The 12,979-nt window shown below is 44.9% G+C and carries 10 protein-coding genes and 1 pseudogene; 2 read left to right on the top strand and 9 right to left on the bottom strand.

Features of this window, described 5'->3' with window-relative positions; translation table 11 throughout:
• Positions 1–3 precede the first annotated feature (3 nt).
• Positions 4–1,269, top strand: a complete 1,266-nt coding sequence (locus tag JL57_RS08260; protein WP_034141579.1) for an ammonia-forming cytochrome c nitrite reductase subunit c552 — start codon at positions 4–6, stop codon at positions 1,267–1,269.
• Between the two features lie 89 nt (positions 1,270–1,358).
• Here JL57_RS08260 and JL57_RS08255 read toward each other — a convergent pair whose 3' ends face one another.
• The 8 genes from JL57_RS08255 to JL57_RS08220 all read right to left on the bottom strand — a co-directional run bounded on the left by JL57_RS08255 (position 1,359) and on the right by JL57_RS08220 (position 10,262).
• Positions 1,359–1,931, bottom strand: coding sequence for a 4Fe-4S dicluster domain-containing protein (locus tag JL57_RS08255; protein ID WP_034141578.1), 573 nt, complete (start codon positions 1,929–1,931; stop codon positions 1,359–1,361).
• Positions 1,932–1,948: 17 nt separating this feature from the next.
• The gene (locus tag JL57_RS08250) at positions 1,949–4,039 is read right to left on the bottom strand and encodes a molybdopterin-dependent oxidoreductase (RefSeq protein ID WP_034141577.1); all 2,091 of its coding nucleotides are present in this window, start codon (positions 4,037–4,039) and stop codon (positions 1,949–1,951) included.
• Positions 4,040–4,081: 42 nt separating this feature from the next.
• Entirely contained in the window at positions 4,082–4,777 is a 696-nt protein-coding gene (locus tag JL57_RS08245; protein WP_034141576.1) for a phosphatase PAP2 family protein, read from the bottom strand.
• A gap of 191 nt (positions 4,778–4,968) precedes the next feature.
• Positions 4,969–5,802: a DmsC/YnfH family molybdoenzyme membrane anchor subunit gene (locus tag JL57_RS08240; RefSeq protein ID WP_034141575.1), complete on the bottom strand. Its 834-nt coding sequence runs from the start codon at positions 5,800–5,802 to the stop codon at positions 4,969–4,971.
• Positions 5,803–5,805: 3 nt separating this feature from the next.
• Positions 5,806–6,372: a 4Fe-4S dicluster domain-containing protein gene (locus JL57_RS08235; protein ID WP_034141574.1), complete on the bottom strand. Its 567-nt coding sequence runs from the start codon at positions 6,370–6,372 to the stop codon at positions 5,806–5,808.
• Positions 6,373–6,384: 12 nt separating this feature from the next.
• Positions 6,385–8,586 (bottom strand): molybdopterin-dependent oxidoreductase, encoded by a 2,202-nt coding sequence (locus JL57_RS08230; protein ID WP_034141573.1) that lies wholly within the window; start codon positions 8,584–8,586, stop codon positions 6,385–6,387.
• Positions 8,534–9,130: a molecular chaperone gene (locus tag JL57_RS33880; RefSeq protein WP_291299847.1), complete on the bottom strand. Its 597-nt coding sequence runs from the start codon at positions 9,128–9,130 to the stop codon at positions 8,534–8,536. The genes JL57_RS08230 and JL57_RS33880 overlap by 53 nt, the downstream gene beginning before the upstream one ends.
• Positions 9,131–9,203: 73 nt before the next feature.
• Positions 9,204–10,262 (bottom strand): CdaR family transcriptional regulator, encoded by a 1,059-nt coding sequence (locus JL57_RS08220; RefSeq protein WP_291299846.1) that lies wholly within the window; start codon positions 10,260–10,262, stop codon positions 9,204–9,206.
• A 181-nt stretch (positions 10,263–10,443) separates the two neighbouring features.
• Between JL57_RS08220 and JL57_RS08215 the strand changes: the two genes are divergently transcribed.
• A complete protein-coding gene (locus tag JL57_RS08215) occupies positions 10,444–12,150 on the top strand; it encodes a sigma 54-interacting transcriptional regulator (protein WP_034141572.1) in 1,707 nt (568 codons plus the stop codon).
• A gap of 674 nt (positions 12,151–12,824) precedes the next feature.
• Here JL57_RS08215 and JL57_RS33875 read toward each other — a convergent pair.
• Positions 12,825–12,979 (bottom strand): annotated as a pseudogene (locus tag JL57_RS33875) (IS110 family transposase); the annotation flags it as partial.

The following is a 12,979-nucleotide window of genomic DNA, read 5'->3' as shown; positions in this document are numbered from 1 at the left end:
AATATGAAGAAAAATATTTGGATTTTTGCCGTCACAGTGGTGCTGGTTCTAGGTTTAGGTCTGATCATTGGATATGGCCTTAAACCATCTGTTCCGGCTGCCAGCCTTGCGGTCAAAAGTATACCGGATGGATCTCTTGACCCAGCTGTCTGGGGAAAGTATTATCCAGATCAGTATGCAAGCTACCTCACCAATTCGGAAATGAAACAAGGAAACAGTAAATATGGTGGATCAGCGAAGTTTGATCGGCTGGAAAAGGATCCGCTGCTTAAAATCCTATTCGCCGGTTATGGATTTGGCATAGATTACACAAAACCACGCGGCCATAGTTTTTCCATCGAAGATGTTTTAGAGACGAAGCGGAAAAAACCGAGTGCCTCATGCTGGACTTGTAAAGGACCGGAAGTACCGGGATTAATCGCTGAAATGGGTGATAGCTATTATACGTCTTCCTTTGATTCATTGAAGGATAAAATGCATTACTCGATCTCATGCGCGGATTGCCATAATCCGCAAACGATGGCCTTAACTATTACTCGTCCTGCCTTAGTTGAAGGGCTGAAAGCCTTGGGGAAGGATCCCAATAATCTCAGCCGTCAAGAGATGAGGAGTGCGGTTTGTGGGCAGTGTCATGTTAGCTATTATTTTGAAGAGAAAACCAACAAGGTGGTTTTTCCTTGGGAAAACGGATTGAAAGTTGAACAGATGCTTAAGCATGAAAACGACGAGAAATTTTCGGATTGGACGATGCCCAATACGAAAACTCCGATGGCAAAAATTCGCCATCCAGAGTATGAAATGTTCTCCAGTAGTGTTCATGCAGCCAATGGAGTAGCTTGCGCCGACTGTCATATGCCATATCTCAAACAGGGACAGAGCAAGATTTCCTCTCATCATTGGGAAAGTCCGCTCAATTCACTTGCCCAGTCTTGCCAAACTTGCCACAAACAATCGGAAGGTTATTTAAAAGACCAAATTATCGATCGACAGGACAAGGTGTATAATACTCAAATGCTGGCTGAAAAGGCGATTGTTGCAGCTATCGAGGTTTTGACCAGAGCGACTAATGATCCGAAGGCCGATCAAAAACTTCTGGAAGAGGCCCGTCAGTTGCACAGAGATGCTAATTACCGTTGGGATTTCGTCGCTTCAGAAAACAGTACTGGTTTCCATAATCCGACAGAGGCTTTGCGTGTACTTGGTGAGGCTATTGACCTCGGTCACCAGGCTGCACAAAAGGCGACCCAAGCTATGAATACTGTCCAGTAGCTCTTTTCCAGTTAGAAGTTTGTAAATTATAACAAAAAAGGACTGGTTTTTTTGTAATTTTGTACAAAGACCAGTCTTTTTCTTACCCACTATGATCTGGTATAAGGGGTGGTTGACACTCTAGTGGCTCTGGGCGGTTTATAAAAAACAGAGGGGCGCGTCAAGCGAAGGCTTGGAACAGGGGCCGTAAGCCGTAATAGTTGGTTTTCTAGAATGTCTTTCATTTCTTTGAGCCTAAGCGCCCCAGTTAGGCAAGCTTGAACACAAAAAGGAGGCATTCCCCGATCTAATCGTTCATAGCAGAGCTGGCATTTACTGGCTTTATTCGTCTGAGAATTGATTTGGGGAGCTCCAAAGGGACAAGAGGCCACACAGGATTTACAGCCCGTACATTTTTCGGAAATATGCGAAACAATACCATCGCGGCGTTTAGCATAGGCTCCAGACGGGCAGACCCGCTGGCATTCTGGATCACCACAATGATTGCAGGCAGTGGATAAATAAAACCTCTGAATAGTCTCTGTGGAGAGTTTCTCCATCCTATGAATCCGACGCCATCCAAGAGAGGGAGGCAAGTGATTTTGATTCTGGCAGGCTTTGGCACAGGCTCCGCAGCCAAGACACCGATTAACATCCAGTAAGAAACCTAATTGTTTAACCATAAAGATGCACGCTCCATTTAATCTAGGGTTTTTCGCAAATTCACAAAGGTTTCATTAAGCGCTAACCCTGGGGCTCCGAGGGTAAACTGTCCCATATCCGTTAAAGGGGATCCTAGCAAGCAATTCAGGGGAGCATTCCCTTCGATGTGTTCCTGGAAAATAACTACAACATCTGTTGAAATGCCAATTTCAGGTTCAATGATCACCTCTAACACACCTAACTCATTCCAAATTTGTGCCTTGTTACCCGCGGCTAAATCATAACGCTGGGCAAGTTCTGGGGCAAGATGTAAGATGTGCTCAATTTTATGAGTGTCTAATGCATATGCTTGAGAGTTGATAGTCGAGAAATGATGCGGAGTCAAAAGGCGTAACGGAGTATTGATGGAAGGAGAAAGAGGGGGTACAAAAATAGGAAGTGGAGAAAGATGGACGTTTGCGGCTTGGGCGGAGAAAAATTCATAGCGTCCTGAAGGAGTTGCGAAGGTCCGATTTTCCCAGGCGGTACGAGGGAACTTTGCCCGAACGGGTCCTTTGAGAAGGTCTTCAGGATTTTCTAAATCCAGTAGTTCTAACATTTGGGGATTGAGTTCACGCAGAAGAGTTTCTTTTTCATCACCAGAGGTGGGGAAAGTGCAACTTCCAGGTGCAAGATTATTTAATCGTTGGGAAACGTCCCACGCAATTTGTAAATCAGAGCGAGATTCACCAACTGGGAGAATGGCAGGCTCATTGACTCCTACCCAATAATGCCAATAACTGGCGTTCAAATCCCAATGCTCATAATGAGTCGTGATCGGGAGAAAAAGATCGGCCGCTTCAGAGGACTTGGAGTGAAAGAGGTCGCTCACGACCAGTAGGTCAAGTTGTCTGATGAGCTTTTTCCATTGCTGCAGATTACCATCCTGGGATAGAGGGTTTCTACCGGTAATCCAGAGCATTTTAACAGGAGGATCGGTGCAAATGAGAGCTTCCTCCGAAAATCGATTAATATTTAGGAGTCGATCCGTCTGTTTTTGATTGAGAGTTAGGCCGTCTAGAGTGGGTTGACCAGCGTTGGAAGAACTATTAATCGGGTGGGATGGATTCTGTATGGCCCCGGAAAAACGGCAGGTTTCGAATTGAGCGTATTGAACACCCCCTCCTTGTTCACCAAGGTGTCCGGCAAGTGCCCCCAAGGCATCAATAGCGCGTAGGGTTTGTCCCCCGTTGGTATAACGTTGTAAACCAAAACCTGCCCATATACAGGCTGGATGTGTTTGACCGTATTCTACGGCAAGTTCGCGAATGGTCGACATTGGAACTTCGGTAATTTCTGAACAATAATCAAGGGAAATTTCTGTTTGGAGATAGTCGTTGAATTCTTTGTGCCCGAACGTATAGGACTCCAGGTTAGGATCTATAAGGTTTTCTTCTAGAAGAACCTTGGCGAACCCTAGAGCTAGAAGTCCATCTGTTCCTGGGCGAACCTGTATATACTGATGGGCGCGGGCGGCTGTAGCACTAAAATGTGTATCGAAACAAACCACCTTTGCACCGTGATCGATGGCGTCAAAAATAATCGGCATCTGGTGAACAGCTGTCCAGGCCGGGTTTATTCCCCAGAGCCATATTAGCTTAGCTTTAGCCATATCTAGTGGATCCGAACAAAAGAACGTCCCGAAATCTAGGGTTTGAGCTTCGACCCCTGCTGACCAACATGGCGACCCGACCGCTCTCGTGGTTGCTCCGATGCCTGTGAAGAGGCCTTCCATGGCATTGTGTAAGATGCCGAAATTCCCAGAGTACTTATTCAAAGCGAGGGGTAATGAGGTGCCATACTGATCTTTTAGGTCAAGAATTTTCTCAGCGATCAGGGTTAATGCCTCATCCCATGAAATCCGCTCCCAAAAACCACTATAACGACTCCTTTGGCGCATGGGGTAACGGATGCGCTGAGGACTATAAACCTTTTTCACTTCATCAAGAGCCTTCGGACAAAGTTTGCCTGAGGTGTATTCGTGCTTGGGGTTGCCTTCAACAGAGATCAGGACTCCCTTGCGGGTAGTGCTAATAATACTACACGTATCGTAGCAGTTACGAGGGCAGATAGTCTGATGAAATTCCATAGTTTATCCCCCATATCTTAGCAATGGTCATTCGTTACTCACTTAAGCACAACTTTTTTCTTTATACTTTCGGATCTCTTTTAAACCAATGATGCAGGCAATTGCCCATACTCCTCCGGAGGCATATCCCGCGATCACGTCGCTGGCAAAATGCACTCCAAGATAGATGCGGCTAATTCCAATCATGATAATAAGCGCAAATGTGAGGACAATAATATACCATGAGGGTTTAGATCGATTTCTGAGATGCAACCAGAGTAAATAACCAATTACGCCGTAAAAGGCAGTAGCAACCATTGCATGACCGCTTGGAAAACTATAACCACCTGCTTTGACAAGATGTACAATATCTGGTCGAGCCCGATGAAATAGCTCTTTTAGAATAGTATTTAGTAACCAAGCCCCACCAAAGCTGATTGCCAGAAGAACAGTTTCCCATGTATGATTTAAGCGAAACCACAACAAAGCACCTACTATGAACATCAAGCCAATCTCTATATAAGCTGAACCTAAATGGGTGATAATTATGGCAACACTTGTCAAGTATGGAGTGTCGAATCCTCTGATAAGTTCTCCGATAACTCTATCGAAGGTTTCAAGTTCATGATAAAGAAGATCATTGCTTAATTTCGCAAATATAGCAAGAAGTAAAACGCTTATTGACAATCCCCATATTAAGGATTTGCTAAATTTTGTAAGCTTCTTTGGAGAATTGGATACAGTCTTTTGAGCAGCCATTTATGAATCACTCCGCCTAACGTTAATCCATAGAGCTAAAGACTAAAACTTAAAGCGTAATGGTTAATTTAATAGTATCCGAAATGATCAAAAAAATCCATTAGCAAACTAAAAGAGCCCAGGAACTGTAGTTTAGATGCTTGTAAGCGCAAACTGCTGTTCCTGGGCTTCAAAAAAGTAGGGAGTCACGTTTAGAACAAAGCAGTGATCTGAATGCCTGTTGCACTAAGGTAGAACAGTGCTCGACCTAAGATTTCTCCTAAACCTGCTAGTAGAGTAACGGTTAAGATAAGATTAGTTTTGTCGACTTGAGGATTTTTAAGAATGCTAATCAGAAGAAGGAGTGGGGCAAACCAACCTAAAAGAGCACGACTCCAAAATAGAGGGCTGTTTAAAAGGAAGTTTAAGGTGGCTGCTCCTTCCGTGCTTGCACTTAGCATAGAACTATAAATTATATAGAGGAGTAGGCTGGCGATGGTGCACCCGAGTGAAAATTGAAGAAGAAGCTTTTTTTGAGTGGTTTGAAGCAATTTTCTACCTAATACCAAAGTACAGAGAGCGCCTAGCAATCCTGTGGTGAGTAGAAAGCAAAGAACGGGGCCGGCATTATTCCAAGCAGGAACTCGGAGCAGAACATAAATCATGGCGCTACTTACTACGCCCAATAGACCTAGTACAGAGGTGATTCCTAAACCGAGGGTGCGGCTACCCGTTTGTTGTTTGGACTGCCAAAAAAGGTAGATCCAGGCCAGAAACGTGAGGAGGAACAAGAGGATTTCCCTGCTTAGCCAAGAGGAGCCAAGGTGGGCTAAGGCGCGGTAGGCCGCTTCTGGATGCCCCAGATGGAAAAGTGAGGCCAATAGAGCAAGTATCAATAGGCCCCCAGAAATAAGGACACTTTGTTTGAATAATTGGGTATCAAGATGATCCCGGCCACGGTCGAGCCACCAGAGCATAAGGATTATGCCGATCGCGATTTGTCCAAGAACGGTAAAAAGAATTAAAGGCCATTCCCAGTCTCCCATAGGTTAATCCCTCCTAATTTGTTTGCCTTGTTTCGGTCCGATGAAACGAATCGACGGCGTTGTAAGTTTCGGGCTGGGTAGCCCAGGTAAAGTTTTGAGTACACCGGTTTTTTGGTCGAGGGTATCATTAATTTCCACTAGTTCTAGGGCTCCCGGAATGCAGGCGGCGACACAAGCTGGTTGTTCTCCGTTGTCAATTCGCTGGTAACATAAATTGCATTTCTCGACTTTCTTTTTGGCAGGGTTAATTTGGGGACGATCATAGGGACAGGCCATAGTACATAAGCGACAGCCAATGCATCGATTAGGATCATGGATCACAATACCATCGTCACGTTTAGTGTAGGCCATTACCGGACAGACCCGGAGACATTCTGGATGAGCGCAGTGGTTACAAGCCATCGAGAAAAACATTCGGGTAGGCAGTGAATAGTCGTCTTCATGGAGTTGGAAAACCTTACGCCACTCGGGGGTTGCGTCAATTTGATACTCGTTCTTGCAAGCCATTTCACACCCCCGACAGCCCACACATTTCTCTGAGTTGTGTAAAAAGCCAAGCTGTTTATTCAAAGGGATTCCTCCTTATGCTTTTTCAATCATTACAAAATTATCGTGAAAGGCTAACCCGTCGTTGCCAGTCGCTTGTTTTCCCATATCACTGGGGATGGCTTTCAAGGTGTAATTAACATTAAAGACAGTATTTTTATACCAGGCCTCATAGGCGACAATGACATCGGGGGAGGTTGTCCGGGTAAGATGGGCTTTGACGGTGATTGAACCCAGGTCATTGGAGATTTTAACCATAGATCCTTCATTGATACCATATTTGGCGGCTAGAACAGGGTGAATCTCTACCTTGGGTTCGGGGTTCGTGGTCATCATCCAGTCTAGGTTTTGAAACTGGGAGTGCAAGGCATGCTGCGGATGGGGTGTCATAAACCGAATCGGATACTTCTCGGGGGCCTTCATTTCTTCAACCCAGATTGGAAGGGCAGGTAGTCCGTTCTTCTCGGCGAGATCACTGTGAATTTCTATCTTCTTAGAAGGGGTTCGGAATTTTCCATCGGACCAGGAAGCCGAAGGCATATTTGCCTTGCGAGGCCCATCGATGAGTTCTTTATAGTCTTTAATGCCAAGCATCTGGTGTATTCCTGGGTTAAATTCTTTGGCTAACCATTCCTCCGGTGTTCCTGAAGTTGGGAAGGTACAAGAACCAGGTTCCAAGACATTCATTTTTTTAGAAAGTTCTATGGCAATTTCAACATCACTTTTTGATTCATACAAAGGGTCAATAGCGCGTTGATTAATACCGATCCAATAGTGCCAATAGCTGGCCATGACATCCCAGTCTTCAAAATGGGTGGTTACCGGCAAGACGATATCGGACATCTCGACGGTTTTGTTGAAAAACGAGTCTACGGTAACGACAAATTCCATGGAGGCAAACATTTTTTCGATGGCGTTAGTGTCGGGATCTTGGGCGCCAGGGTTCCGGCACGCCAGCCAGAGCATTTTTACTGGAGGGTCGCTTTGGGCGGAGACATCGTCCGCAAAGTTATTCATGTTGATGGCACGATCCCCTTCTTTGCCATCAGGGCCAATAAACCCTTTAGACCCCTTTGGTGCAGGATTGACCATAGCATTATAGTTGAAGCCCCACGTTTCTAAGTGACCATAGTTAACCCCCCCACCAGATTTGCCGACATTGCCGGTCATGACTCCGAGAGCATCTATAATGCGTACATTTTGTCCACCGTTAACATGGCGTTGCATACCGTAGCCAACCCACATACTGGCTGGTTTCGTTGTCGCGTATTCGCGGGCAATTTCCATGATGATATCTTTAGGCACGCCGGTTTTTTCAGAAGCCCAGTCCAGGGTGATATCCTTTTTGATATAGTCGACCCATTCATCGAAGCCGAGACTGTTGGCGCGGGCATATTCCCAGTCGACCCAATTATTATCTATGATATAGCGCGCCATGCCCAAAGCGAGAGCCCCATCCGTACTGGGGTTGACTTGGATATAGAGATCGGCTTTTGAAGCGGTTGACGTTAAAATTGGATCGATCACCACGAGTTTAGCCCCGCGTTCCTGAGCTTTGTTGATGAATGGGAAACTGTGAATCGCTGTCCAGGCAGCATTTTGTCCCCAGAGAATAAGATACTTGGCATTAACCATGTCTTCGGGGTCGTTACAATAAAGCGTACCAAAATCATAGGTTTGAGCATCAATGCCGGCGGGCCAGCAGGGTGTGCCTACGGCGCGAGTTGTATAGCCGAGGCTAGACATTGTTCCATCTGCACCATAGTGAACAATGCCAAAGTTTCCGGAGTACTTATCAAAGCAGATCGGAAGTGTGGAATCGTAGCGCTTCTTTAAATCTAAAATTTTCTTGGCAATCGTATCCATGGCCTCATCCCAACTGATCCGGGTCCAGTTACCGGAACCACGAGGGGATTGCTTCATGGGATATTTGATACGATCCGGGCTATAGACTCGACGCGGATAAGCATAACCCTTTAGGCAAAGCTTTCCTTTGGTGTAGCCATGTTTAGGATCTCCTTCAACTTTTTTGAGGATTCCGTCTTGTACATAGGTAATCATCCCACATGTGTCGTAACAGTTACGGGGACAGACATTGCGGAACGTTTTCATAGTCTCAGAGGGTTGATCGGCTGCAGAGGCAGCGGGGGAATTTGTTAATAAATTAAAGTTAAATAGAGTTAGGCTAGAGGCAGCAGCTGCTGCTCCCCCGAGAAATTTGCGGCGAGAAAGTTTCATAATAGGCCTCCTTCGTGTTTAATGGGGCATGAAGAGTTGTGAGTGTAACGAGAACGTCACTTAAGGCAGAGAAGAGAGGATGCTTGGCCGACTGGGTAACAGTGTGAGCAAATGTTCCTAACCAGAGGCCAAGGTGTTGCTTCCAAAACTCGTGGTATAAGGTTTTATAGAGTTGAACTTTAACATCGTTCTTGGTAGCTTGGGCGTCCATAATCTGACTTAGGAGGTAAGCGGCGAATTCAAGTTCAGTTGAAATAAAGTCATCCGGTTCACGCCCTTGCCCTGTAGCTTGCAAATTTTCTTGTTTATAAATCTTGCGGACTGCTAAGGCTTGTTCTCCCATCACTAAATGGTCAGGGGACACATAAACAGATTCATAGGGGGGCGCAAGAGGAGAAGATGGGCCGACGAAAAGACGATTAAATTCGAAGCGCATAACGAGAAATTCGTCGTCATCCGCTTTAGAGCATTGGTCCAAAACCTCGTTGGTCAGAAGCAGCTTATCTACTTTATAATGTTCGGATATAGCTGAATAAGATTTCACGAGTGGACTTAAGGTTTGCGGTAGTTTTTCGCCTCCTTTTGCGAAAAATTGGCTTAGCGCGAGGAGAAGTTCGTTATGGATTTTCAGAACATAGGGAGGGAAGTAAAACAACCTGACCATTGCGTTCGATACAAATTGTCTTGGGTTGACGTTTATGCAAAATGGTGGTCATTTCTGTCACTAATTCTTCGAAACGTTCGCGGTCGGCTGAATCGGGATTATAATCTGTTATTTCGCCAACTACTACAAAGTGAGGGTTAGCAAAATTCCAACCCCACAACTTACCTCGTGAAATGATCACTTCAAGAGAATCGAAATTATTATAAAGCAAATCAAAGAGGAAATCTCTATGGTGTTGGCGTTCACTGTCCTGAATGCTCTGGGTTTTAACAAGTTCAAGCAAGATTAATGTTGTTGTTTTTTGAAGGAAAAATTGTTCAATACTCCCTATGTCCTGGATAGTTGCAGCCAGTCCAAGAAATCCCAAGACTCCTTTTGGCCCAGATAGAGGACACCAAGTTAGTGGAATACTATGATACCTTTTCTCAGTCCATTGCCCTATATAGAGTGGGGCGAAGGGTTTGGGCAGGGTGGATGACGTAGGGGTCGTTTCTGGGGATTTAAAAGAGATTGGCGTTAAGGGAAGGGCTTTTCCTCCTGCCCACCTGAGAACTTCGAGTTGCTTATTGATTAGGAAGATATCACATCTGAAAATATCTTGTAAGTTGGTTAGAAAGGAAAATCCATTTCCGCTTGTCAAGTGTTCTGCGATCATCTGTGAATAGCGTTCACTCGTTAAAAGAATGCGCCCTAGTTCGCGCTCTAACCAATCTGTTGCTTTTTCGCAAACGATTGGCCAAGGAGAAGGGTCCAATTGGGAAAAAAGCAAGCAGATTTTTTCGGTGGAAATCCCTATGGTTAGAGAAATAAACCCGTTATCGGTAGCTGCTAGAGTTATCGTTTCACCGACAAACGGTAAGGAGAAGGTATTAATCCCAGTGAAGTGAATCGTCTGAATGGATAACAGGGAAACACTTTGAACTAAGGCGTTAATGTCGCCAAGAACCTGTAAAGATAAAGTTTCTTGGAGGCGGCCGATCGTGATTGCTTGCGGTAGAGTCAGGTCATCCATTGTTTCACCTCGACTTAATGTAATGGGCTAAGATTTGGACAAACATGCTATACTTGAGTATAACAACTTTTTACAGGAACGGAAACATTATAATGATGACCGGACAATGCGGGGAAGGTGTTATTTAGCTTACGTTACTTGTTTCGCGCCACACGATGACCGTAAATGGGAGGGAAAAGGCATGGAGTCTCATCAAATAATAAAATTGGATCAAATCTTTCAAGCAGTTAACGCTGGCATTATTGTGACAGATGATCAAGATGCAGTCTGTTATTGTAACCCCACTGCAGCTACATTCATTGGGTTAGATGTGGAAGGTATTATCGGTAAGAAAATAATGGAAGTTATTCCTAATTCCAAACTTCATAGCGTGATCCAGGATGGAGAAGCCAACTCTGATCAACTGTTCATCGGGGAACGGATGTTTATTACCAACCGTTCTCCCATAAATCAAGATGGAGAAACGGTCGGTGCGGTTGCAGTTTTTCAGGATGGCAGTGAATTACAAAGGGTATTATCTCGTTTAGATCATACGCAAACTTGCCTTACAAGCTTGGAAGGTATTTTTGAGCAGGCCTATGACGGTGTTATGGTCGTAGATTCTAAAGGCATTATAACCCGCATAACAAAGAGCTACTGTCGGTTCCTTAATATTGAGCAAGAGGAGGCGATTGGTCGTCTTTGTACTGAGGTACTACCGAATAGTCGTATGCATATTGTTGCCCAGACTGGAGTCGCAGAAATCGGAGAAGTTATGGATATTAACGGTAAAGAAGCGATGGTGATGCGCCTTCCTCGCAGAGAAGAGGGTAAACTCATCGGTGCTGTGGGCAAGGTTATGTTTCGGGATGTTCGGGACCTTCGTACTTTGGCAGAAAAGTTGGATTTATTAGAGAATAAGCTGAAATTCTATGAGAAGGAATTAAAACACTATCAGAAATTCCGCTACACTTTTAGCAATATCGTTGGCAAAAGCCAAGCCATTCTCCGGGCGATCGAGTTGGCGGAAAGGGCGGCGCTAGTGAAATCAACGGTCCTTTTGCGTGGGGAGAGCGGGACGGGTAAAGAGCTCTTTGCCCATGCCATTCATGCAGCCAGTACGCGCCATGATCAACCGTTTGTGAGAGTGAACTGTGGAGCAATTCCAGCGGAGCTTTTGGAGTCAGAACTTTTCGGATATGAAGAAGGTGCCTTTACCGGAGCCAAGAAAGGGGGTAAGCCCGGAAAATTCGAGTTGGCCAATAGAGGGACAATCTTCCTAGACGAGATCGGTGATCTTCCACTCACTATGCAAGCCAAAGTTTTACGGATCTTACAAGAAAAAGAAGTCGAAAGAGTAGGAAGCAATCGGTTGCAGCAACTAGACATAAGAGTTATAGCTGCTACCCATCGAGACTTGGAAAAAATGATAGGGTTAGGGGAATTTCGGCGCGATCTCTATTATCGGCTCAATGTTTTTACGGTTACGATACCGCCTTTACGAGAACGGGAGGGTGATGTCTTACTTTTAAGTGAACATCTATTGTCCAAATTCCAACACGAACTGGGATTATCCTTGAGAAAGCTCGATCGTTGGGTTATGGAACTATTTCAGCTTTACGCGTGGCCAGGAAATGTTCGTGAACTTCAGAATGCGATGGAAAGAGCCATCAATGTTGCGGAAGGGGGTATGATTCAACTTAAGGATCTTCCCTTATATCTACAAGATTTAGAGGGACGGCGAAAAAACACATCTCTTCAACCATTAGCGCTCGAACTTGCGGAGGCGGAGCGTAAGGCCATACTAAAGGCGCTGAAGACAACGGGGGGGAATAAGGTTAAAACCTCAGAGATTTTAGGAATTCATCGGACGAATCTTTATCGAAAAATGGAGAAGTATGGTCTATAAAGTGCCGACAATATACCTTTTTCCTCATTACGTTGTTATATCGCAACATGTAGCGAAAAAGCGACACAAAATGCTAGGGTCGGAGAATAACAAGGATATTTTAGATTAAACAGGTAGCGAGTGTTGCGTAATGGCTACATAGTGCTGACTACTTCAATAATAGCTTTTTCTATAGAACCGTGGAGGCTAAGGCTTTCAGGGTTCTATTTGCTATTGGCATGGATCTTGCTTAAGAATAAGTTGCGCGTAAATTTAGACTCTTCTGCAAGAGTTGGAAGGGATGAATGGAGCAGATAGGATCAAGGCTACCGTACACTTAAAAAATAGACCAGCTAATAAAAGTCAAGAGTTTGTCTGATTATTTCTTTTAATTTTCGGTTTGTAAAATACGGCATAACAAACTAAGCCATTGAAAAATCCGAACAATGACCTAAACGTTAATTTTTGGGAAGCCCACCTAGAGAAACGGGACGCTCGGCGCTAGCCAAGCAAACTCTCTTTCAATTTGGGGTAACTCTCTGGAGTAAAAGAGACTTTGCAGTCTTCAAGCGTTTGGGTGTAGTGCACGTGTCAATAGGATGATGGCGAGCATATCCTCGGTCTAACGCCCTCCGGTATCCCTCGCATCACCTTTGACACGATCCGAATGGCTCTGTCGTATCCAAACTATTCCTTTAAGCAGCTGCTGGTTGAGGCTTTGTTGTCCTCCAAGTTTGATGATCTTCAGGTCGTTTAATCACAAAGGGCTTTTGGTCACGAAGAACAGCAAATATGTAGTGAAGAAGTTTGTGCATGACGGCCACGAGAGCCACCTTTTTCTTCTTGCTGA

This window comes from Desulfosporosinus sp. BICA1-9, from assembly GCF_000802135.1.
The sequence above is the reverse complement of the archived record's forward strand: the minus strand, read 5'-3'. Positions and strand labels throughout refer to the sequence as shown.

Bases quoted from the DNA above. Each gene is read 5' to 3' on its own strand.
- JL57_RS08260 (WP_034141579.1), top strand. From the start codon at position 4: ATGAAGAAAAATATTTGGATTTTTGCCGTCACAGTGGTGCTGGTTCTA.
- JL57_RS08255 (WP_034141578.1), bottom strand. From the start codon at position 1,931: ATGGTTAAACAATTAGGTTTCTTACTGGATGTTAATCGGTGTCTTGGC.
- JL57_RS08250 (WP_034141577.1), bottom strand. From the start codon at position 4,039: ATGGAATTTCATCAGACTATCTGCCCTCGTAACTGCTACGATACGTGT.
- JL57_RS08245 (WP_034141576.1), bottom strand. From the start codon at position 4,777: ATGGCTGCTCAAAAGACTGTATCCAATTCTCCAAAGAAGCTTACAAAA.
- JL57_RS08240 (WP_034141575.1), bottom strand. From the start codon at position 5,802: ATGGGAGACTGGGAATGGCCTTTAATTCTTTTTACCGTTCTTGGACAA.
- JL57_RS08230 (WP_034141573.1), bottom strand. From the start codon at position 8,586: ATGAAACTTTCTCGCCGCAAATTTCTCGGGGGAGCAGCAGCTGCTGCC.
- JL57_RS08220 (WP_291299846.1), bottom strand. From the start codon at position 10,262: ATGGATGACCTGACTCTACCGCAAGCAATCACGATCGGCCGCCTCCAA.
- JL57_RS08215 (WP_034141572.1), top strand. From the start codon at position 10,444: ATGGAGTCTCATCAAATAATAAAATTGGATCAAATCTTTCAAGCAGTT.